Raw genomic sequence first — 22287 nt, forward strand, 5'->3', positions numbered from 1 at the left:
CCAGTCGACATCAATGGCGGCTGACAGATTGCATTCGCGAGCAGGCTCGCTCCCACAGGTTTATCCACAAGCTCTTAGAAATCCTTGCACAACCGCAGGGCGTCGTAGATCGCCGCGTGGGTGTTGCGCTGCGCCACGCAGTCGCCGATGCGGAACAGCAAGTAGCCGTCGCCCGCCTGGCTCAGCGAAGGTTGCGGCTTGATCGCGAACAAGGCTTCGATGTCCATCTGGCCTTTGTTGCGCGAGCCTTCCTTCAGCGCGTAGTAGATTTCTTCGTCTGGACGCACGCCGTTTTCGACGACGACCTGGTCCACCACCCGCTCCTCTTTGGCGCCGGTGTATTCGTTTTCCAGCACCGCCACCAGCTTGTCGCCTTCGCGGTAGACCTTCTCCAGCATCATGTCCCCGGTCATGATCACTTCTTTCGGGTACATGCTGCGGTAGTACGTCGGGAACGAGGTGCCGCCAATCGCCACGCCCGGTTTGATGTCGTCAGTGACGATCTCGACCTGGCTGCCCTTGTCGGCGAGGAAGTCGGCGGTCGACATGCCGGTGAATTCACAAATGGTGTCGTAGACCAGCACGTTCTTGCCCGGCGCTACTTTGCCGTCAAGAATGTCCCAGCTGCTGACCACCAGGCCTTCAGCCGCACCCCAGTGTTCGTTCTGCTCCAGGAACGGATGACCGCCGACGGCGAGTACCACCACGTCCGGACGCAGGTCGAGAATGGTTGCCGCATCGGCCGCCACGCCCAGGCGCAGGTCAACTTTCAAACGCGCCAATTCCAGTTGGAACCAGCGAGTGATACCGGCGATCTGGTCCCGTTGCGGGGCTTTCGAAGCGGTGGTGATCTGGCCGCCGATGAATTCTTTCTTCTCGAACAGGGTCACGTCGTGGCCACGTTCGGCCGACACGCGAGCGGCTTCCATTCCGGCAGGACCGGCACCGACCACCACGACTTTGCGCTTCACACCGGTCGACTTCTCGATGATGTGCGGCACGCCCATGTATTCACGGGAGGTCGCGGCGTTCTGGATGCACAGCACGTCCAGGCCCTGGTACTGGCGGTCGATGCAGTAGTTGGCGCCGACGCATTGCTTGATCTGGTCGACCTGGCCCATCTTGATCTTGGCGATCAGGTGCGGGTCCGCAATGTGGGCGCGGGTCATGCCGACCATGTCGACGTAGCCGCCTTCCAGAATACGGGTCGCCTGGTTCGGGTCCTTGATGTTCTGCGCGTGCAGGACCGGGGCCTTGACCACTTCCTTGATCCCGGCCGCCAGGTGCAGGAATGGCTCCGGCGGATAACTCATGTTGGGGATAACGTTGGCCAGGGTGTTGTGGGTGTCGCAACCCGAGCCGACCACGCCGATGAAGTCGATCATGCCGGTGTCGTCGTAGTACTTGGCGATCTGCTTCATGTCCTCGTGGGACAAACCGTCCGGGTGGAACTCGTCACCGCACAGACGGATGCCGACGCAGAAGTCCGGGCCGACTTCAGCGCGCACAGCCTTGAGGACTTCGAGGCCGAAACGCATGCGGTTTTCGAAGCTGCCGCCCCATTCGTCGGTCCGTTTGTTGACGCGCGGGCTCCAGAACTGGTCGATCATGTGCTGGTGCACCGCCGACAGTTCGACACCGTCGAGACCACCGGCCTTGGCACGCGCAGCGGCGCTGGCGTAGTTGCCGATCACCCGCCAGATTTCTTCCGGCTCGATGGTTTTGCAGGTTGCACGGTGCACCGGTTCACGGATACCCGACGGCGACAGCAGGGTCGGCCAATGCTCGCCGTCCCAGCGAGAACGACGACCCATGTGAGTAATCTGGATCATGATCTTGGCGCCATGCTTGTGCATGGCATCGGCCAGGTTCTGGAAGTGCGGGATGATCCGGTCGTCGGCCAGGTTGACCGACTTCCACCAGCCTTGCGGGCTGTCGATGGCCACGCTGGAGGAACCGCCGCAAATCGCCAGGCCGATCCCGCCCTTGGCTTTCTCTTCGTAATACTTGACGTACCGGTCGGTGGTCATGCCGCCGTCGGTGGCATAGACCTCGGCGTGCGCGGTGCTGAGCACGCGGTTACGGATGGTCAGTTTGCCGATCTGGATCGGCTGGAACATTGCTTCGAAAGCCATGGCGGGGTCCTCGACTTACAACGGCTTGACGGTGAACAAACCGTCGTCGTGGCCTTCTTCGGAGCCACCGTAGACTTGCTCGGCAACCGTACGGATCTTGCTGCCGCGGGCCTGCAGAATCTGGTCCATGGCACCGGCAAACCAACCGGTGAACATGTAGTCGACCTTGCGCCCGACCTTGCCGTAGACGTAGACGAACGCCGAGTGTTCGAGCTTGACGCTGGCGGTGCCTTTGTCGAGGTCAATGTCCTGGATCTTGAACAGGCCCCAGCCGCGTTGCGACAGGCGTTTCATGTAGTGCTCGAACACCGCAACGCCTTCCAGGCCGTGGCATTCAGCTTCTTTTTCGCACCAGTGCCAAGCGGATTTGTAGCCGGCCTTGTAAAGGATTTCCGCGTAGGCTTCGGCGCCCAGCACTTCCTCGATGCCCATGTGGTTATTCACGAAGAAGTGACGTGGCACGTACAGCATCGGCAGGGCGTCGGAGGTCCAGACACCGGTTTCGCTGTCGACTTCGATTGGCAATTGCGGGGCGATCTTGGCCATGGAAACTTAACTCCAGAAAAATTTTGGTGTTGCCCCCGGCGCGGATGGCCGGGGGAAAGGATTCAGAGGTGCGGTGGCTTACTCGCCCCAAACGTCCTTGAGGACGTTCACCCAGTTCTCGCCCATGATCTTGCGCACCACGCGCTCGGAATGGCCGCGCTTGAGCAAGGTTTCGGTCAGGTTCGGGAACTCGCCGACGGTGCGGATACCCAGCGGGTTAATGATCTTGCCGAAGCTGGTCAGGCGGCGGGCGTAGCCCTTGTCATGGGTCAGGTATTCGAAGAAGTCCTGGCCATGGCCCTGGGTGAAGTCGGTGCCGATGCCGATGGCGTCTTCGCCGACGATGTTCATGGTGTATTCGATAGCTTCGGCGTAGTCGTCGATGGTCGAATCAATGCCCTTGGCCAGGAACGGCGCGAACATGGTCACGCCGACGAAACCGCCGTGATCGGCGATGAACTTCAGTTCTTCATCGGACTTGTTGCGCGGGTGGATTTTCAGGCCCGACGGCAGGCAGTGCGAGTAGCACACTGGCTTCTTCGATTCGAGGATGACTTCTTCGGAGGTTTTCGACCCAACGTGGGACAGGTCGCACATGACGCCCACGCGGTTCATCTCGGCGACGATTTCACGACCGAAACCCGACAGGCCGCCATCGCGCTCGTAGCAGCCGGTACCCACCAGGTTCTGGGTGTTGTAGCACATCTGCACAATGCCGACGCCGAGCTGCTTGAACACCTCGACATAGCCGATCTGGTCTTCAAACGCGTGAGCATTCTGGAAGCCGAACAGGATGCCGGTCTTGCCCTGCTCCTTGGCTTTACGGATGTCGGCGGTGGTGCGCACCGGAATCACCAGGTCGCTGTTCTCGCGAATCAGCTTCTGACTGGCGGCGATGTTATTGACGGTGGCCTGGAAGCCCTCCCACACCGACACGGTGCAGTTGGCTGCGGTCAGACCGCCCTTGCGCATGTCTTCGAACAGTTCACGGTTCCACTTGGCAATAATCAGCCCGTCGATAACGATACTGTCGGCGTGCAATTCGGCTGGGCTCATCAGGCTGTCCCCTATTGGCAATTCATGCGCCGAATCGTGTGCCGGCGCTTTGGGGCCAGCATATGCCTGAGGGACGGGGCAGCCGGGTGCAAAAACGACAGGGGGTTTGCCGAAAGCGTCAATCCGCGACAAAGGGTCGCCGCGGGGCACGATTGCCCACCTGTTCAAGGGTCTGCGCATGGGCCAGAATTCGCTGCTTTACTGAATGCACTTTTGGATTGGGGCGGCGACGCAATGAAATCGATCTTCCTGGCTTTGGCACTGATAGCGACCGGCGTACACGCCGCTGAAGAATCCGACGACAACCCCTGCGACAAAGTCGAAAACGACGTCCAGACCCTCGAATGTTCGGCCTTCAGCCGAACCACCGCCGAAGACCTCCTCAAAGAGAACTACCAGGGCCTGGCCGAACGCATGCAAACGGCCTACGGCAAGAACCCGGCGCAACTGGCCGACATCACCGCCAAACTCAAGGCAGCCCAACAGCAATGGCTGAAGACTCGGGACGCGGATTGCGCAGTCGAAGCGTTTCCGGCGACGAGTGGTAGCAAGGCGTTTACGATTGCGCAAAATGATTGCGTGGCGCGGATGAGTGATGAGCGGTCGGAGTTTTTAGAGTCGATTGGGCAGGAGTGACGCGTTAGAGCGCCTGCCATACAGACTCAAGCGTCGCCAGCAATTTTTGGTTCGTCGTTTTATCGATGCCCAGATCGGCGCAACAGGCATTCCACCCGGAAAAAGCATCCAGTGTTTGTTCCATGTAGCGCTCCGGCGCTAGGAAACTGAAGGGTTTGCACACTTCAATGAGTGCCTTGCGTGAGGGTTTGCCTCTTCCCGCGAATGCTGTGGTGTGTTCGTTACCGCGCCCGGCGGTGCTGGAAAAGGTCAGGTCGTAGGCCGGCGCCATTTTCCAGCCATCCTTCTCGCCAAAAAACGAGAAGTTCTTTGCGTGATCATCGTGGTTGTGAGCGAGAGCGTTGAACACCATCAATCGGGCCATTTTCTCGACCTCTGCCGCGTCCTTGGTCATTGCCCAGGTCGCTCGCAGTAAATCACTGTAATCGAGGCTTGGCGTCCGGAAGTCCGCGTATAGAATCGCCGCAGCGGTAAGCATGTGGCGCTTGGCGCCTTCCTTTCGATCGAAGCGTTTCGTGGCGAAGAATTGCTCTTTGCCCTTTGTGGTTTCTACTTGAAACAGTTTCGATTCGGAAATTTCGATGCCTGCTCGATGGGCCATCAGTGCATAAACCTGCTCAACAGCGCCGCTGTCTCGATGCTCCTCTTCACAACGAAACTTGATTAACCAGTGCTCAAAACCGACGGGCATTTTGCCAAATGACGAAACGGCGCGATGTTTGTCTGGCGAAAGACCGATCACCGCTTTAGGTCGTGCACCACCGGGGGAACCACCTGCCAGTCGCAGAGAATTGATGACGTCGTCAGTACTGCCTGAAAGTATCGTTTGTGAAGCCTCGTAGAGGGCAGCCAGGTCGAGGTCTTCGTCTGCTTCAACGGTTTCCATCATCGGTACGTATTCAAGCGCGCCCATACTGCGATTTCCCATGTAGGCCAGACGATCCAGCGGACCGATTGCGTGGCGCTCGACGCCCAATTGACTGCGGAAGAATCGATCCATGAGCAGTAGTCCCCAACCATCGGGCAACGAATCGCTGAACGCGCCGTGCAGACCGTCGAACAGTAACGGATCAGCCGCACTCTGGGGTTTGATCGAGAAATCCATATGAAACGGCGCAAGGTTGAAGCCTTTCGCCAACCACCCCGGATCATAAGAAAAGAACACGCCCCGACGAGGAATCGCGACCAACTCGCCGACTCTTGAACCTTGAAGCATGACGCTGAGTGCGTTGACGATTTTCATTGTCGGCCACGAGCCCTTTCGTAATTTTTCAGTTCCTGAAGTGTCAGCGACGGCGTAGAGGCGAACAAACTCGTCAACGGTTCTTCCGCCCCGAGGCAAATTGCAATGAGCAACAAGCCATCCAGAGAGATCTTTCCGGTCGTTTCAAAGCGCTTGATATTCGACTCGGGGACACCTGATTTTTGCGCGAGCGTGCGTCGCGAAAGGTTCTTGCCGAGTCTCAGGCGCTTGGCATTCCCGGCAATCTGTAGTGCGATCTCTCCGGGGGAGTAGAGAATATGGGTAAGGGCCATAGGTTGACCTCAAGAGGAATGTGAGCAAGTGTAGCAGCGCGATAGAAAACTAATATTTAAAAGACAATATATTAACTCAAAAATAGATTATGAGCATTTAACGGATAGCATTTGATCTTTTATTTATAGGCAAAAAAGACCTTTCCGACCTCTTGTGCGCCCATTACGTTTATTCTTTGAGCTATAAGCTGCACGTCATCTACCGAGAAAGGGACTCAAATGAAAATCTGCGGCATTGAAATCAAAGGCAGCGAAGCGATCATCGCCGTGGCCTCCCTCGACGACCAGGTGCTGAGCCACGTTGCGTTGGCCACCAAGAAGATCGCCCTCGACGATGACGAGGACGCGGCGAACGTCAAAGTCTTTGCTGCTCAGGTGGCGTCGTTTGTGCGTGAGAATTCAATTGATCGGATTGCGATCAAGAAGCGCAGCAAGAAAGGCGAGTTCGCCGGTGGGCCGACCACATTCAAGATCGAGGGTGTGTTTCAGCTGCTGGAGAATTGCGAGGTGACGCTGCTGTCGCCGCAAACGATCAATGCGCAGAGCAAGAAGCATGATTTCGAACCGCCGGCGACGCTGAACAAGTATCAGCATGAAGCCTACAAAGCAGCCTGCTCGGCCTTGATGAAGAAGTAAGACCAAAGCAGATTAAAACTGTGGGAGCGAGCCTGCTCGCGAAAGCGGTGGGTCAGTCGACATCAATGGCGGCTGACAGATTGCATTCGCGAGCAGGCTCGCTCCCACAGGGGTTGTAAGGTGTTGTTTGAATCTGTGTTCAAACCAGTTCCCGCCCATCACCTAACCGTCGGCGATCCTCGCGCGGGCACCGCGCAAACTTCGCCCGATAGCTACGGGTGAAATACGACGGCGATTCAAACCCGCACGCAATACTCACTTCCAGCACGCTCATGTCCGTCTGCCGCAACAACTGCCGGGCCTTTTCCAATCGCAAGCGCAGATAAAAATTGCTCGGCGTGTCGTTCAGGTGCAAGCGAAACAATCGCTCCAGTTGCCGCCGCGTCACCTTGATCGATTCGGCCAGTTCCAGCGTGGTCAGCGGCGGTTCGCTGTGCTGTTCCATCTCCCCAATCACGTGAACCAGCTTCTTGTTGCTGATGCCATACCGCGTGGCGACTTCCATGCGTTGGTGGTCTTTGCGTGGGCGGATGCGGCCGAGTACGAATTGTTCGCTGACCTGGATTGCCAGTTCCGGGCTGTGGGCCTGGGCGATGAGGTCGAGCATCAGGTCGATGGAGGCGGTGCCGCCGGCCGAAGTGATACGGCGGCGGTCGATCTCGAACAGCTCCTGGGTGACGCTGAGCTGTGGATACGACTCCTTGAAGGCGTCGATGGCTTCCCAGTGCAGGGTCAGGCGATGGCCGTCGAGCAGGCCGGCCTCGGCGAGGATGAAGCTGCCGGTGTCGATGGCGCCGAGGGTCACGCCTTCATTGTCGAGACGGCGCAACCAGTGCTCCAGTGCCGGGGTGGCGAATTTCAGCGGTTCGAAACCGGCGACCACCAATAGCGTCGCGCCTTTCTTCAGGGGCTCCAGCGCCGCGTCGGCGTTGACCGACATGCCGTTGCTGGCCAGCACTGCCCCGCCATCGGCGCTCAATACATGCCAGCGATACAGCTCGCCGCGAAACCGATTGGCGACCCGCAGCGGCTCGATGGCCGAGATAAATCCAATCGCCGAGAAACCCGGCATCAACAAGAAGTAGAAATCCTGGGACATGGAGCGCACTCGATTGGCGGGTAATGTCAGGGCGGGGAGCGTGTTGACGTTGATACGCCACTTGTCGATGGCATTCAAGAGGACAGGTCGCTGCAGTGCAAGAGCTGGTCGCCGTAGTGCGCTTTCATGGGGGCTTAGCTGCGTAACTTGGCATCACCGGCGCACAAAGACGACCGGACCCACAATAAACGAACTGCCGAGGAACCTGAGATGAAACGACTGATCAGCAGCTGTGTTCTTGCACTCAGTGGTACCGCTTTGCTGAGCGCCAGCGTCATGGCCGCCGAACCCGCCTCGTGCCAGAACGTGCGCATGGGCGTAGTGAACTGGACCGACGTGATCGCCACCAGTGCCATGACCCAGGTCCTGCTCGACGGCCTCGGCTACAACACCAAACAAACCAGCGCGTCCCAGCAGATTATCTTCGCCGGGATCCGCGACCAGCGCCTGGACTTGTTCCTCGGTTACTGGAACCCGCTGATGACCCAGACCATCACCCCGTTCGTCGATGGCAACCAGGTCAAAGTGCTGCAAGCCCCGAGCCTGAAAGACGCCCGCGCGACCCTCGCCGTACCGACTTACCTCGCCGACAAGGGCCTGAAAACCTTCGCCGACATCGCCAAGTTTGAAAAAGAACTGGGCGGCAAAATCTACGGCATCGAGCCTGGTTCAGGCGCCAACACCCAGATCAAGGCGATGATCGCCAAGAATCAATTTGGCCTCGGCAAGTTCCAGCTGGTCGAGTCCAGCGAAGCCGGCATGCTTGCCGCCGTGGATCGCGCCGTGCGCCGCAACGAGGCCGTGGTGTTCTTCGGCTGGGCGCCGCACCCGATGAACGTCAACGTGAAAATGACCTACCTCACCGGCAGTGACGACGCCCTCGGCCCGAACGAAGGCATGGCCACGGTCTGGACCGTCACCGCGCCGAAGTACGCCGAACAGTGCCCGAACATCGGTCGCTTGCTGAGCAACCTGACCTACACCGCCGAAGACGAGAGCCGGATGATGCAGCCGCTGCTGGATCACAAGGACGCCTTCGAATCGGCCAAGCAATGGCTGAAAGATCACCCGCAAGACAAGCAGCGCTGGCTCGAAGGTGTGACCACCTTCGATGGCAAACCGGCGGCTGAAAACCTGCAACTGACCATTAAATAAATTTTAAAACCGAACCACCGATTCGCAGCCCGACCGGGCTGCGAACAGGGCCATTTCGCCCGGCCTTTCTCCTGAAAAACACTCGCCTGTAAGGAACCGCCCAATGAACCACGACGTCATCATCACCTGCGCACTCACCGGTGCTGGCGACACGACCAGCAAGAGCCCACACGTGCCGGTCACCCCGAAACAAATCGCCGCGGCCGCCGTGGAAGCCGCCAAGGCTGGCGCCACCGTGGTCCACTGCCACGTGCGCAACCCCGAAACCGGCAAGTTCAGCCGCGACGTGGCGTTGTACCGTGAAGTGATGGAGCGCATTCGCGAGGCCGATGTCGACATCATCGTCAACCTCACCGCCGGCATGGGCGGTGACCTGGAAATCGGCGCCGGCGAGAACCCCATGGAGTTCGGCCCGAACACTGACCTGGTCGGCCCGCTGACCCGTCTGGCGCATGTCGAAGAACTGCTGCCGGAAATCTGCACCCTCGATTGCGGCACCCTGAACTTCGGCGATGGCGACACGATTTACGTTTCCACTCCTGCGCAACTTCGCGCCGGCGCCAAACGCATTCAAGAGCTGGGCGTGAAAGCCGAGCTGGAAATCTTCGACACCGGTCACCTGTGGTTCGCCAAACAGCTGATAAAGGAAGGCCTGCTCGACGACCCGCTGTTCCAGCTGTGCCTGGGCATCCCGTGGGGTGCACCCGCCGACACCACCACCATGAAAGCCATGGTCGACAATCTGCCGGCCAATGCCGTGTGGGCGGGTTTCGGCATCGGGCGCATGCAGATGCCGATGGCGGCGCAAGCAGTGCTGCTCGGCGGTAACGTGCGGGTCGGTCTGGAAGACAACATCTGGCTGGACAAGGGTGTACTGGCGACCAACGGCCAACTGGTCGAACGCGCCGGCGAAATCCTCAGCCGCCTCGGCGCCCGGGTTCTGACGCCGGCGGAAGGCCGGGCAAAAATGGGCCTGACCAAGCGCGGTTAACGGCCAACAACATTTTCCAACTGTGAGAGCGAGCCTGCTCGCGAAAGGGCCGTCATATCCGGCATCTCTGCCGACTGACACTGCGCATTCGCGAGCAGGCTCGCTCCCACAGGGGACCACCGAATTCTTTCAGGACGTCGCCATGACTTTTATCACCGAAATCAAAACCTTCGCAGCCTTGGGCAGCGGTGTCATCGGCAGCGGCTGGGTGTCTCGCGCCCTCGCCCATGGCCTTGACGTTATCGCCTGGGACCCGGCGCCCGGTGCCGAAGCCGCCCTGCGCAAACGCGTCGCCAATGCCTGGGGCGCACTGGAGAAACAAGGCCTGGCGCCTGGCGCTTCCCAAGACCGCCTGCGCTTTGTCGCGACGATTGAAGAATGCGTTCGCGATGCCGATTTCATCCAGGAAAGCGCCCCCGAGCGCCTCGATCTGAAACTGGAACTGCACAGTAAAATCAGCGCCGCCGCCAAGCCCAATGCCCTGATCGGCTCGAGTACTTCGGGCCTGTTGCCGAGCGAGTTCTACGAGAGCGCAACACACCCGGAACGCTGTGTGGTCGGCCACCCGTTCAACCCGGTTTACCTGCTGCCGCTGGTGGAAGTGGTCGGTGGCAAAAACACCGCGCCGGAAGCCGTTCAAGCCGCGATGAAAGTGTATGAATCCCTGGGGATGCGTCCGCTGCACGTGCGCAAGGAAGTCCCTGGATTTATCGCCGACCGCTTGCTCGAAGCGCTCTGGCGTGAAGCGCTGCACCTGGTTAACGACGGCGTGGCGACCACCGGTGAAATCGACGACGCAATTCGGTTTGGCGCAGGTCTGCGCTGGTCGTTCATGGGCACGTTCCTGACCTACACGCTGGCCGGCGGTGATGCCGGGATGCGTCACTTCATGGCGCAGTTCGGTCCGGCCTTGCAGTTGCCGTGGACCTATTTGCCAGCGCCGGAACTGACCGACAAATTGATCGATGATGTGGTGGATGGCACCACTGATCAGTTGGGGACGCACAGCATTTCGGCGCTGGAGCGCTATCGTGATGATTGCCTGCTGGCAGTGCTGGAAGCGGTGAAGACCACCAAAGAGAAGCATGGGATGGCCTTCAGCGAGTAACGCATCAGCAGGTCTGACCCCTTCGCGAGCAGGCTCGCTCCCACAGTGGTTTGCGTCGTTCACAAATCTAATGTGGGAGCGAGCCTGCTCGCGAAGACGGCAACCCAGTCACCCCACATTCTGGATCCTCATCATGCCCACCCTCACCACCTACCAAACCCGCATCATCCCCGACTGGGTCGACTATAACGGCCACCTGCGCGACGCCTTCTACCTGCTGATTTTCAGCTACGCCACCGACGCGCTGATGGATCGTCTGGGCATGGACAGCAACAACCGCGAAGCCAGCGGCAATTCGCTGTTCACCCTCGAATTGCACCTCAATTACCTGCACGAGGTGAAGCTCGATGCCGACGTCGAAGTGCACACGCAAATCATCGGCCACGACAGTAAACGCCTGCACCTCTACCACAGCCTGCATCGGGTTGGTGACGACAAGGAGCTGGCCGGCAACGAGCAAATGTTGCTGCACGTCGACCTCGCCGGACCTCGATCCGCGCCATTCAGCGAACTGTCGCTGAGCAAGCTGCAAGCCATCGTCGCCGAGCAGATCGACCTGCCCACCCCCGAGTACATTGGCCGAGTGATCGCTTTACCCCCAAAAAAATAACAAGGAGATCGCCATTGAACACTGCCGCCGCTTTTGCCGACTTCCGTACCTACCCGTTGATCAGCGCGTTGACCGCCGTGCACACCCTGGCGGATCGAATTCAAGTGAACTGGGCGGACGGTCGTGTCAGCCCCTTTCATCATCAGTGGCTGCGCGACAACTGCCCGTGCCCGCAATGCGTCTATTCCGTGACCCGCGAGCAAGTGCTGGAAATCGTCGATGTCGCCGAAATCCTGTTGCCCACGGACTCCCGCGTCGATGCTGAAGGTTGTCTCTGCGTCGATTGGCAGGACGGCCATCTCAGCCGCTTTGATCCGGGCTGGCTGCGCGCCCACGCCTACGACGATGAATCCCGCGCCGAACGCGAGGCCCGCAAACCCAAGGCCAGGCTTTGGCAGCGGGATTTGCAGTTGCCGGTGTTCGATTACCAGGCGCTGATGAATGACAACGACGCCCTGTTGCAATGGCTGCTGGCAGTGCGCGATATCGGCCTGACTCAAGTGCGCGGCGTCCCCACTGAACCGGGCTCGCTGAAATTGATCGCCCAGCGGATTTCCTTCATCCGCGAGAGCAATTTCGGCGTGCTGTTCAACGTGCAATCCAAGGCCGATGCCGACAGCAATGCCTACACCGCTTTCAACCTGCCGTTGCACAGCGATCTGCCGACGCGGGAGCTGCAACCGGGCCTGCAATTCCTGCACTGCCTGGTCAATGATGCCGACGGTGGCGAGAGTATTTTTGTCGACGGTTTTGCCATCGCCGATGCCTTGCGCAATGAGGATCCCGAGGCGTTTAAAAGTCTCTGTGAAATACCTGTGGAGTTCCGCAACAAGGACCGTCACAGCGACTACCGCTGCCTGGCGCCGATCATCGCGCTGGATGCACGGGGGCAGGTGTCGGAGATCCGCATGGCGAACTTCCTGCGCGGACCGTTTGATGCGTCGGTGGAGCAGATGCCCAAGCTGTATCGCGCTTACCGGCGGTTCATTGCGATGACTCGGGAAGCGCGGTTTCGGCTGATGACGCGGCTGAATCCGGGCGAGCTGTGGTGTTTTGATAATCGCCGTACCCTGCATGCGCGCAATGCGTTTGATCCCGCCAGTGGCGCCCGGCATTTTCAGGGGTGCTATGTCGACCGTGATGAGTTGTTGTCGCGGATATTGGTGTTGCAACGCTAAAACCGCGTCATCGTTCTTCGCGAGCAGGCTCGCTCCCACAGGGTTATACGGTCAACTGTGGGAGCGAGCCTGCTCGCGAAGGCGTCAGCCCAGACAACACAACTTTCCTTGATTACAGGCAAAAAAAACCCCGATCAAGCCGTGACAGGATCGGAGCTGAGGAGGGTACTGTTGAGGAGCCGTTGCGCGAGGGTGACCAAACCTTCGTGTTGCCAGCTGAGTCCAGTGTGCCCACTCCCTTGATTGACAAGTTAGCCGAAAACGACCTGTTCATAGGTATTGCGGCCATTGCGACAAATCGCCCTTGCCGCCACTTCATCCCCCTACCAGAATCGAGCCAAGACACCGTTCCCTGAAGAAGGATTGCGTCATGATGTACGCCGATTTGATCGACCAGGAAGACCTGTTGGGCCAGCTCAAGGCGTTGGGCTTTGCAGTGCCCCCTGGCGCCACCGCGGAGCAGGCCTGCGAATGCGCGGTACGCGGTTTGAACAACGAACGGGCAATGGAACTGCGGACCATGGTCAAGCAGATGTACACCAGCAGCGCGACCATCCTGCCGGCGGTACGTCAGGCGATCGATAGGCAATTACTGCCAGCATTGGCGCAATACCAGCAGAGCCCTCGAACCTGACAAACCGCCTTCGCGAGCAGGCTCGCTCCCACATTGGATCGCATATCCCTGTGGGAGCGAGCCTGCTCGCGAATGAAGCGACTCGGTCTAGAGCCGTACGCTAGCGAATGTCGACTCGTTCCGCGCCTGACTCAGCGCCGACAACGGCCCGGACAACGGCGACAGCACCAGCGCTTGCGGCAGCGGCATCATCGCCACTTGTTGCGTGGTGTTGGAACCTACGCGTTCGTCACGCGGCGGAATGCCGAAGTATTCGCGGTAGCACTTGGAGAAGTGCGGCGTGGACACGAAACCGCACACCGACGCCACTTCGATGATCGACATCGGCGTTTGCTTGAGCAACTGCCGGGCGCGGATCAGGCGCAGCTTCAGGTAGTAGCGCGATGGCGAACAGTGCAGGTATTTCTGGAACAGGCGCTCAAGCTGTCGACGCGAAACGGCGACGTACACCGCCAGTTCGTCGAGGTCGATCGGCTCTTCCAGGTTGGCTTCCATCAGCGCAACGATTTCCTGCAACTTCGGCTGGTTGGTCCCGAGCATGTGCTTGAGCGGCACGCGCTGGTGATCCTGCTCGTTGCGGATGCGTTCGTAGACAAACATTTCCGAGATCGCGGCGGACAGTTCACGGCCGTGATCGCGGCTGATCAGGTGCAGCATCATGTCCAGTGGCGCAGTGCCGCCGGAGCTGGTGAACCGGTTACGGTCCAGGGTGAACAAGCGGGTGCTCATGGCCACACGCGGGAAAGCTTCCTGCATCGAGGCCAGGCATTCCCAGTGCACGCTGCAATCGAAACCGTCCAGCAGGCCGGCGCAGGCCAGGGCCCAGCTGCCGGTGCAGACCGCGCCGAGGCGACGGGATTGACGCGCCTGGCTTTGCAGCCATGACACGTGTTCACGGGTAACGGTGCGCTGGATGCCGATACCGCCGCAGACGATGATGGTGTCCAGTGGCGGGGCTTTGTGCATGGAGCAGTCGGGGGTGATCTGCAGACCATCGCTGGCCCAGACCTGGCCGCCATCGACGGTGAGAGTGGACCAGCGATACAGCTCGCGGCCGGACAATTGGTTGGCCATGCGCAGGGGTTCAACTGCGGAGGCCAGAGAAATAAGCGTGAAATTGTCCAACAGCAGAAAGCCGATGGATTGAGGCGCACGGTTCTGGGGTTGGGCCCCGGAGTTGGACGTCGTCATCGCGGTATCTCCTCACACAAAGCGGGTGATGGCCTCAGGCGGAGGCTCTTGTTATTGCCATCGTTCTCGCGTGGGAGACGGGCTTTGTAATGACAGAGCAATTGCCATGCCTAAAATTGAATGCGCGTTCAATAACTCCTGAAAACGACGTCGCGACATGTCTATATAAGCCGCGCGGAGAAGGGGGGATATAAGTGCCATTATCGGCGATAGACGCCCTGCCCCGTTGGGCGTGAGCAAATCGGTAGCACTTGTGGGAACAGGGCTGCGAGGTGCCGGGACAGAGTGTCACCGCAAGCACGGGTGACGAGTGGTCAGGGCCGGTTTGGATCCCTGTGTTTGAGAACGGCGCTTATCTGTAAGCGACGCGCCAAAACGTGGCGTGTTTGGGATCGAGTGTTCATTTAGCGCGCAGTTTTGACTGGTCTGGCCCCTTCGCGAGCAGGCTCGCTCCCACAGTGAAGGCATGCATTCCAATGTGAGAGCGAGCCTGCTCGCGAAGAAGGCGACTCGATATTACTGACTCAGCACTCCACCGCACTAACCGCCAACCCACCCCGCGATGTCTCTTTATATTTGTCATGCATATCGGCGCCGGTATCGCGCATGGTGCGGATCACCCGGTCCAGCGAGATAAAGTGCTGACCATCCCCACGCAGCGCCATCTGCGCCGCGTTGATCGCTTTCACCGCGGCAATCGCATTGCGCTCGATGCACGGCACTTGAACCAGTCCGCCCACCGGGTCGCACGTCAAGCCAAGGTTGTGTTCCAGGCCAATCTCGGCAGCGTTGCACAGCTGCTCCGGCGTAGCACCGAGAATCTCCGCCAGCCCCGCTGCCGCCATTGCGCAGGCCGAACCCACTTCGCCCTGGCAACCGACTTCGGCGCCGGAGATCGAGGCGTTCTTCTTGCACAGAATCCCCACCGCCGCAGCGCTGAGAAAATAGTCGACCACGTTGGCCTCCGTCACCACCTCGCTGAACTTCATAAAGTAGTGCAACACCGCTGGAATGATTCCCGCCGCGCCGTTGGTCGGCGCCGTGACCATGCGCCCACCCGCGGCGTTCTCTTCGTTGACCGCCAGCGCAAACAGGTTGACCCACTCCATGGCGCTCAAGGTCGAGCCGATCACATTGGGCTTGCCCAGCTCCTGCAGGCTGCGGTGCAACTTCGCCGCGCGACGGCGCACATTCAGGCCGCCGGGCAGGATGCCTTCGTGCTTGAGGCCTTGGTCGACGCAATCCTGCATGGCGCGCCACAACTTCATCAGGCCGGCGCGGATCTCCTCTTCGCTGCGCCAGACCTTCTCGTTGGCCATCATCAATTCAGCCACGCGCAGGTTGTGCGTCTGGCACAGGCTCAACAGTTCGACGGCACTGGAGAAATCGTAAGGCAACACGGTGCGGTCCAGATCGACCACGCCGCTGGACGCCTGCGCCTCATCCACGACAAAACCACCGCCGACGGAATAGTAGGTGTCGCGATGCAGCTCACCGTGATCGCCTTCGACGATCAGGGTCATGGCATTGGGGTGGAACGGCAGGTTCTCGTCGATCAGGCGCATGTCCCGCGCCCAAATGAACGGCACCGACAAGCGACCGTCGAGCAGCAACGTATGGGTTTCGCGCAGGGTTTCGATGCGGATGCCGATTTGCGACGGATCGATCGCATCCGGCCACTCGCCCATCAGGCCCATGATCACCGCATTGTCGCTGCCGTGACCGATGCCGGTGGCCGACAGCGAACCATAAAGTTGAACTTCGACCCGTCGCACCTGCTCCAGTAGATGCTTGTCCCGTAGCGACTCGACAAACAGCGCAGCGGCCCGCATAGGCCCCACGGTGTGCGAACTGGAAGGGCCGATGCCGATTTTGAACAGGTCGAAAACGCTGATAGCCATTACTGCCGAACTCCTGGATGTGCCGACTCCAGACGCAAAGGCGCCCAGTGGCGGAGCTGCTACGCTCAAGCTGCAATCCGCCGAGATGGCCGCATCATCAGGCTTTTGTCATGTCGTTCGACGTCTCACACCGACGCACTCATGCCCACCAACGCCGCAGGGCGGTGACGCAATGTTTTCGCCGTTTTTTAGCGGATCAGAGGGGGAAAGAGGGCTGAAAAAAGCTGTAAACGACGTCACCGACACTGGATGCGACCATCCCTGTACTGGATACGACGCCCCCTGTAGGCGTCAGATTTTCACTGGTACATGATCGTATCGACTCGATTGCAAGGCGCCGTGGTAGAGCTGTCTCCAAAACGCCATCCAACCGCAACCTATAAGTGCGGTGGTCCAGTCGGAACACTGCCAAAAAAAACACCAAGGAGTCCATCCATGAAAGGTTCCCCGTCGTTGTTGTTGGCCGCCATGCTGAGTCTGCCGTTACTGGCTCAAGCTGCAGAACCCGCTCAGTGCAGTACCGTAAACTTCTCCGATGTCGGCTGGACCGACATTACCGCGACAACCGCTACCACCAGCGTCGTGCTCGACGCCCTCGGCTACAAGACCAAAACCACGATGATTTCCGTGCCGGTGACCTACAAGTCCCTGGCCGACGGCAAGAACATGGACGTCTTCCTGGGTAACTGGATGCCGACCATGGAAAACGACATCAAGGCCTACCGCGATGCCGGTACCGTCGACGTGGTGCGCACCAACCTGACCGGCGCCAAATACACCCTCGCCGTGCCACAAGCGCTGTACGACAAAGGGCTGCATGACTTCGCCGACATCGCCAAATTCAAGAAAGAGCTCGACGGCAAGATCTACGGCATCGAACCTGGTAACGACGGTAACCGTCTGATCCAGAGTATGATCGACAAGAACGCCTTCGGCCTTAAAGACGCTGGTTTCAAAGTGGTCGAGTCCAGCGAAGCCGGCATGTTGTCGCAGGTCGATCGCGCGCAGAAGCGCGACACCGCCGTGGTCTTCCTCGGCTGGGCGCCGCACCCGATGAACAAGCGCTTCAAGATCCAGTACCTCACCGGTGGTGACGACTTCTTCGGCCCCGACTTCGGCGCCGCCACCGTGGCAACCAACACCCGCAAGGGTTACACCCAGGAATGCAGCAACGTCGGCCAACTGCTGAAGAACCTGGAATTCAACGTCGACATGGAAAGCTCTCTGATGGGCAACATCCTGGACGACAAGATGAAGCCTGACGCGGCCGCCAAGGCCTGGCTCAAAAAGAATCCACAGGTCCTCGATACCTGGCTCGCTGGCGTGACCACCATTGACGGTAAACCAGGCCTGGAGGCCGTGAAAGCCAAGCTCGCGCAGTAATCGCTTACGCCGGACGGCTTAGGCCGTCCGGGCTGTTTATTTCCTTGCATGCGGACGTTCACTACCATGCTGATTGATCAGAAAATCCCTTTAGGCCAGTACATCGCGGGCTTCGTTGAATGGTTGACGCAACACGGCGCCAACACTTTCGACGCAATCGCCGTGACACTGGAAACGATGATCCACGGCGTGACTTTTGCGCTGACCTGGTTCAACCCGCTGGCATTGATCGGCCTCATCGCGCTACTGGCACACTTCATTCAACGCAAGTGGGGACTGACGGTCTTCGTCATCGCCTCCTTCCTGCTGATCCTCAACCTGGGGTACTGGCAGGAAACCATGGAAACCCTCGCCCAGGTGCTGTTCGCCACCCTGGTCTGCGTGGTCATCGGCGTGCCGTTGGGCATCGTCGCCGCGCACAAACCGATGTTCTACACACTGATGCGTCCGGTGCTCGATCTGATGCAGACCGTACCGACGTTCGTGTACCTCATTCCTACCCTGACCCTCTTCGGTCTGGGTGTGGTCCCGGGCTTGATCTCGACGGTAGTGTTCGCGATTGCCGCGCCTATCCGCCTGACTTACCTGGGCATTCGCGATGTTCCGGAAGAATTGATGGACGCTGGCAAGGCCTTTGGCTGCTCGCGACGTCAACTGCTCTCACGGATTGAATTGCCCCACGCCATGCCAAGCATCGCGGCCGGCATTACCCAGTGCATCATGCTGTCGCTGTCGATGGTGGTGATCGCGGCACTGGTAGGCGCCGACGGCCTGGGCAAACCCGTGGTCAACGCACTGAACACTGCTGATATCGCCCTGGGCTTCGAAGCAGGCCTGGCGATCGTATTGCTGGCGATCATGCTCGACCGTATCTGCAAACAACCCGACGCCAAAGTAGGGGGTGACGCATGAGCATTATTCGCTTCGATAACGTCGACGTAATCTTCTCCAAAGATCCACGCGAGGCACTCAAGCTGCTGGATCAAGGCATGACCCGTAACGAGATCCTGAAAAAGACCGGGCAGATCGTTGGTGTGGAAAAGGCCAGCCTGGACGTCGAAAAAGGTGAAATCTGCGTACTGATGGGCCTGTCCGGCTCCGGCAAGTCCAGCCTGCTGCGTTGCATCAACGGCCTCAACACCGTCAGCCGCGGCAAGCTGTTCGTCGAGCACGAAGGCAAGCAGATCGACATCGCCTCCTGCACCCCGGCAGAACTGAAAATGATGCGCACCAAGCGCATTGCGATGGTGTTCCAGAAGTTCGCCCTGATGCCTTGGTTGACGGTGCGCGAGAACATCAGTTTCGGCCTCGAAATGCAGGGTCGCCCCGAGAAAGAACGCCGCACACTGGTGGATGACAAGCTGGAGCTGGTGGGCCTGACCCAATGGCGCAACAAGAAACCCAACGAGCTCTCCGGCGGTATGCAGCAACGTGTGGGCCTGGCCCGCGCACTGGCGATGGACGCCGACATTCTGCTGATGGACGAACCGTTCTCGGCACTCGACCCGCTGATCCGCCAGGGCCTGCAAGACGAACTGCTGGAACTGCAACGCAAGCTGAGCAAGACCATCGTGTTTGTGAGTCACGACCTCGATGAAGCCCTGAAGCTCGGCAGCCGTATCGCAATCATGAAAGACGGCCGGATCATTCAGTACAGCAAGCCGGAAGAGATCGTTCTGAACCCGGCGGACGACTACGTGCGGACCTTCGTCGCGCACACTAACCCGCTGAACGTGTTGTGCGGCCGCAGCCTGATGCGCACGCTGGACAACTGCAAGCGCATCAACGGTTCGGTGTGCCTCGATCCGGGCGGCGATTCGTGGCTGGACCTGGCGGAAGGCAACACCATCAAGGGCGCACGCCAGAACGGCGCGAGCCTGGACCTGCAGAACTGGATTCCAGGGCAAGCGGTGGAAGGTCTGGGGCGTCGGCCGACGCTGGTGGACTCGAACATCGGCATGCGCGATGCGCTGCAGATTCGCTATCAGACCGGCAACAAACTGGTGCTGCACGACAACAACAAGGTGGTCGGGATTCTCGGGGACAGCGAGCTGTACCACGCGCTGCTCGGCAAGAATCTGGGGTAAGGCAGCAGACACAAAAACGCCGCGAGAGGATCGCGGCGTTTTTGTTTATCGGGACATCGGGTAAAGCAGTTTTGAAGCTGATGACCCCTTCGCGAGCAGGCTCGCTCCCACAGGGGTATGCATTCCAATGTGGGAGCGAGCCTGCTCGCGAAGAAGATAACGCGGTGCTTCAGACCGAAACACCGCGTCCTATCAAGGTTTAGCTATAGACACGGCCAAGGAGTTGCCGATGGCTTTCAAACTGATCGAGCACGTCACGGGTGATCTGATCCTGGGTGAAGCCCATCAAGTCGTAATCCTGGCTGCCGTTGTGCAGGTACACCTCGGCGCGGTAGTAGCGTGCGCGCGGTTCATCAGCACTTTCAGCCGAAGCCGCATCACTCGCCGCCGCCAGATAGCCGTCCAGGCTCACTTCGTAGACAAAAGGGTTGCCCTCTTCCATCTCGATCCGCACGCCCATGCAGCGTTTCGACTTGCCCAGCAACGTCTGCACATCCAGACCCTGACCACGCAATTGCACCGCCGCATCTTCCAGCGCCGGGCTGACTTGCTTGTCCATGAAACGCTGGACAATCGACTGGTTCGGTTGCAGGTCCAGCTGAGTCAAACGCTCGCTGAAACCACGGCGACCGCGCGCAGCCAGCTCCGCTTGCTCCTGTTCGATCTGCACGTCCTGGCGCATGGCCTTGTGCAAGCCGAACATGAAGAACACCAGCACCACCGAGAACGGCAGACCAGCCAGCACCACCATGGTTTGCATGGCTTCGAAGTTACCGGCGAACAGCAGGCCGATGGTTACCAGGGTGATCACCGCCGACCAGAAAATCCGCAGCCAGTGCGGCGCATCTTCGTCGACATTGCCGCCCTTGCACGAAAGGTTGGCCATCATCACCGCGCCGGAATCTGCCGGGGTCAGGAACAGCACGAAACCGACAAAGATCGACACGCCGATCACAACCTTCGACGCCGGGTAATGCTCAAGCAACTGGTAGATCGCCATGGACGGCTGTTCGAGCGCCGTCTTCCCGAGCTCCACCGCCCCATGGTTCATCACCAGGTCCAGGGCCGAGTTACCGAAGATCGACAGCCACGCCAGAGTAAAGCCCAGCGGAATCAGCAGCACGCCGGCCACCAGTTCACGCACGGTGCGACCACGGGAAATACGCGCGATGAACATGCCCACGAATGGCGCCCAGGAAATCCACCAGGCCCAGTAGAACAGGGTCCACAGGCCCAACCAGCGGTCGGACTTCTCACTGTCGCCTTCGTACACGTAGAGATCGAAGGTCTTCAGCACCACGCCGTTCAGGTAGTCACCGACGTTCTGCACGAAGCCGTTGAGCAGGTGCAATGTCGGGCCGAACAGCAGGACGAAAATCAGCAGGCCGCTGAACAGCACGATGTTCAGGTTGGACAGACGGCGGATACCGTTTTCCACACCGGACACGGCGGCGATGGTCGCCACGGTGCTCATCACGATGATCACGATCAGCAGGTTGGTGTTGCTGTGTTCCATGCCGAACAGGTTTTCCAACCCGGACGACACCTGCAACGAACCAATCCCCAGGTTCGTCACCAGACCCAGCAGGGTCACGAACATGCCAAAGCCGTCCACCGCATGACCGGCCGCGCCTTTGACCCAACGCTCGCCCACCAGCGGATACAACGCCGAACGCAACGCCAGCGGCTGGTTGTGGCGGTAGGCAAAGTACGCCACGGCCAGACCGACCAATGCGTAGATCGCCCAGCCATGCAGGCCCCAGTGCAGGAACGTCAGCTGAACGGCCTGACGAGCGGCCATGTTGCTCGCGGCCACGCCCTCCGGCGGGTTGAAGTAGTGGTCCAGCGGCTCGGAAGCACCGAAGTACAGCAGCGAAATGCCGATACCCGACGAGAACAACATCCCCGCCCAGGCGCCGTAGCTGAAGTCCGGAGTGTCGTCCTTGCTGCCCAGCTTGAGCTTGCCGTAAGACGAAAACGCCAGGCCGACCACGAACACCAGGTAAGCGGCGATCACCACCATGTAGTACCAGCCGAAGCTGCGGGACAACCAGGCCTGGGCAATACCGAGCAATCTGCCGGCCTCTTGCGGGGCGATGATCAGAATGGCGGTCAACAACAGGATCAGCGCGGTAGAGGTGTAGAACACCCAACCGTTGACCGTCACCTTATCGGGTGGGGTCTTTATAAGAGAGGCAGAACTCATGGCACAGATGCTCCAGGCAGTGCGAGAGAAGAACACAAGGCAACGCGCTACCCGACCAATCGGTTAGTTGGCAGCCGACCGGCGGGTGATATAAAGACACCCCGAAAAATGCCCGAAACCCCGGAAGCGCCAGTGCGCGTAGGTTTCGAGCATTTTCGGAAGTCGTTTTTTACGCCACTGCGCGTAGGAAAAACCTGTA

The 22287-nt window shown here is 59.5% G+C and carries 20 protein-coding genes; 11 read left to right on the forward strand and 9 right to left on the reverse strand.

Annotated elements, in window-relative coordinates:
- Positions 1–74: 74 nt before the first annotated feature.
- The 3 genes from dgcA to AC07N8_RS21655 form a co-directional block, all read right to left on the reverse strand.
- Positions 75–2135: a dimethylglycine demethylation protein DgcA gene (dgcA, locus tag AC07N8_RS21645; protein WP_462020814.1), complete on the reverse strand. Its 2061-nt coding sequence runs from the start codon at positions 2133–2135 to the stop codon at positions 75–77.
- Between the two features lie 15 nt (positions 2136–2150).
- The gene (locus tag AC07N8_RS21650; protein ID WP_007947752.1) at positions 2151–2681 is read right to left on the reverse strand and encodes a DUF5943 domain-containing protein; all 531 of its coding nucleotides are present in this window, start codon (positions 2679–2681) and stop codon (positions 2151–2153) included.
- A 78-nt stretch (positions 2682–2759) separates the two neighbouring features.
- Positions 2760–3737 carry a dipeptidase gene (locus AC07N8_RS21655; protein WP_008033250.1) on the reverse strand — a complete coding sequence of 326 codons (978 nt, stop codon included), beginning with the start codon at positions 3735–3737 and terminating at the stop codon, positions 2760–2762.
- A gap of 234 nt (positions 3738–3971) precedes the next feature.
- Between AC07N8_RS21655 and AC07N8_RS21660 the strand changes: the two genes are divergently transcribed.
- The gene (locus AC07N8_RS21660; protein ID WP_027926653.1) at positions 3972–4373 is read left to right on the forward strand and encodes a lysozyme inhibitor LprI family protein; all 402 of its coding nucleotides are present in this window, start codon (positions 3972–3974) and stop codon (positions 4371–4373) included.
- Between the two features lie 4 nt (positions 4374–4377).
- Here the strand turns inward: AC07N8_RS21660 and AC07N8_RS21665 are convergent, their stop codons facing one another.
- Positions 4378–5616 carry a type II toxin-antitoxin system HipA family toxin gene (locus AC07N8_RS21665; protein WP_483843158.1) on the reverse strand — a complete coding sequence of 413 codons (1239 nt, stop codon included), beginning with the start codon at positions 5614–5616 and terminating at the stop codon, positions 4378–4380.
- A complete protein-coding gene (locus tag AC07N8_RS21670; RefSeq protein WP_483843159.1) occupies positions 5613–5909 on the reverse strand; it encodes a helix-turn-helix domain-containing protein in 297 nt (98 codons plus the stop codon). Before AC07N8_RS21670 ends, AC07N8_RS21665 begins: the two co-directional genes overlap by 4 nt.
- A gap of 219 nt (positions 5910–6128) precedes the next feature.
- On the opposite strand from AC07N8_RS21670, the gene AC07N8_RS21675 reads away from it, so the two are divergent.
- Positions 6129–6545, forward strand: coding sequence for a DUF3010 family protein (locus AC07N8_RS21675; protein WP_483843160.1), 417 nt, complete (start codon positions 6129–6131; stop codon positions 6543–6545).
- 139 nt (positions 6546–6684) lie between these two features.
- Here the strand turns inward: AC07N8_RS21675 and AC07N8_RS21680 are convergent, their stop codons facing one another.
- On the reverse strand, positions 6685–7644 hold the full coding sequence (locus AC07N8_RS21680; RefSeq protein ID WP_483843182.1) for a GlxA family transcriptional regulator: 960 nt from the start codon (positions 7642–7644) through the stop codon (positions 6685–6687).
- Between the two features lie 210 nt (positions 7645–7854).
- Here AC07N8_RS21680 and choX point away from each other — a divergent pair, with 210 nt between their 5' ends.
- The 6 genes from choX (at position 7855) to AC07N8_RS21710 (ending at position 13320) form a co-directional block, all read left to right on the forward strand.
- Positions 7855–8799: a choline ABC transporter substrate-binding protein gene (gene choX, locus AC07N8_RS21685; protein WP_483843161.1), complete on the forward strand. Its 945-nt coding sequence runs from the start codon at positions 7855–7857 to the stop codon at positions 8797–8799.
- A gap of 103 nt (positions 8800–8902) precedes the next feature.
- Entirely contained in the window at positions 8903–9790 is an 888-nt protein-coding gene (cdhC, locus tag AC07N8_RS21690; protein WP_123434654.1) for a 3-dehydrocarnitine:acetyl-CoA trimethylamine transferase CdhC, read from the forward strand.
- Positions 9791–9932: 142 nt separating this feature from the next.
- Entirely contained in the window at positions 9933–10898 is a 966-nt protein-coding gene (locus AC07N8_RS21695; RefSeq protein ID WP_027926646.1) for an L-carnitine dehydrogenase, read from the forward strand.
- Positions 10899–11031: 133 nt separating this feature from the next.
- Complete coding sequence (locus AC07N8_RS21700) at positions 11032–11508, forward strand: thioesterase family protein (RefSeq protein ID WP_483843162.1); 477 nt, start codon at positions 11032–11034, stop codon at positions 11506–11508.
- A gap of 14 nt (positions 11509–11522) precedes the next feature.
- A complete protein-coding gene (locus tag AC07N8_RS21705; RefSeq protein WP_483843163.1) occupies positions 11523–12686 on the forward strand; it encodes a gamma-butyrobetaine dioxygenase in 1164 nt (387 codons plus the stop codon).
- A 370-nt stretch (positions 12687–13056) separates the two neighbouring features.
- Positions 13057–13320 carry a hypothetical protein gene (locus AC07N8_RS21710; protein ID WP_483843164.1) on the forward strand — a complete coding sequence of 88 codons (264 nt, stop codon included), beginning with the start codon at positions 13057–13059 and terminating at the stop codon, positions 13318–13320.
- A gap of 87 nt (positions 13321–13407) precedes the next feature.
- On the opposite strand, the gene gbdR is transcribed toward AC07N8_RS21710, so the two are convergent.
- Together gbdR and AC07N8_RS21720 are read right to left on the reverse strand one after the other, a co-directional pair.
- Positions 13408–14511 carry a choline metabolism transcriptional regulator GbdR gene (gbdR, locus tag AC07N8_RS21715; protein ID WP_027926642.1) on the reverse strand — a complete coding sequence of 368 codons (1104 nt, stop codon included), beginning with the start codon at positions 14509–14511 and terminating at the stop codon, positions 13408–13410.
- A 524-nt stretch (positions 14512–15035) separates the two neighbouring features.
- Positions 15036–16412 carry an L-serine ammonia-lyase gene (locus AC07N8_RS21720; RefSeq protein WP_483843165.1) on the reverse strand — a complete coding sequence of 459 codons (1377 nt, stop codon included), beginning with the start codon at positions 16410–16412 and terminating at the stop codon, positions 15036–15038.
- 435 nt (positions 16413–16847) lie between these two features.
- On the opposite strand from AC07N8_RS21720, the gene AC07N8_RS21725 reads away from it, so the two are divergent.
- From AC07N8_RS21725 to choV, 3 genes are all read left to right on the forward strand, one after another.
- On the forward strand, positions 16848–17795 hold the full coding sequence (locus AC07N8_RS21725; protein WP_123434660.1) for a choline ABC transporter substrate-binding protein: 948 nt from the start codon (positions 16848–16850) through the stop codon (positions 17793–17795).
- A gap of 66 nt (positions 17796–17861) precedes the next feature.
- A complete protein-coding gene (gene choW / locus AC07N8_RS21730; protein WP_027926639.1) occupies positions 17862–18707 on the forward strand; it encodes a choline ABC transporter permease subunit in 846 nt (281 codons plus the stop codon).
- Positions 18704–19882, forward strand: coding sequence for a choline ABC transporter ATP-binding protein (choV, locus tag AC07N8_RS21735; protein WP_027926638.1), 1179 nt, complete (start codon positions 18704–18706; stop codon positions 19880–19882). Before choW ends, choV begins: the two co-directional genes overlap by 4 nt.
- Positions 19883–20081: 199 nt before the next feature.
- On the opposite strand, the gene AC07N8_RS21740 is transcribed toward choV, so the two are convergent.
- Positions 20082–22031 (reverse strand): BCCT family transporter, encoded by a 1950-nt coding sequence (locus AC07N8_RS21740; RefSeq protein WP_483843183.1) that lies wholly within the window; start codon positions 22029–22031, stop codon positions 20082–20084.
- Positions 22032–22287 lie beyond the last annotated feature (256 nt).

The sequence above is a fragment of the Pseudomonas sp. GW821-FHT10C09 genome (genome assembly GCF_059415465.1).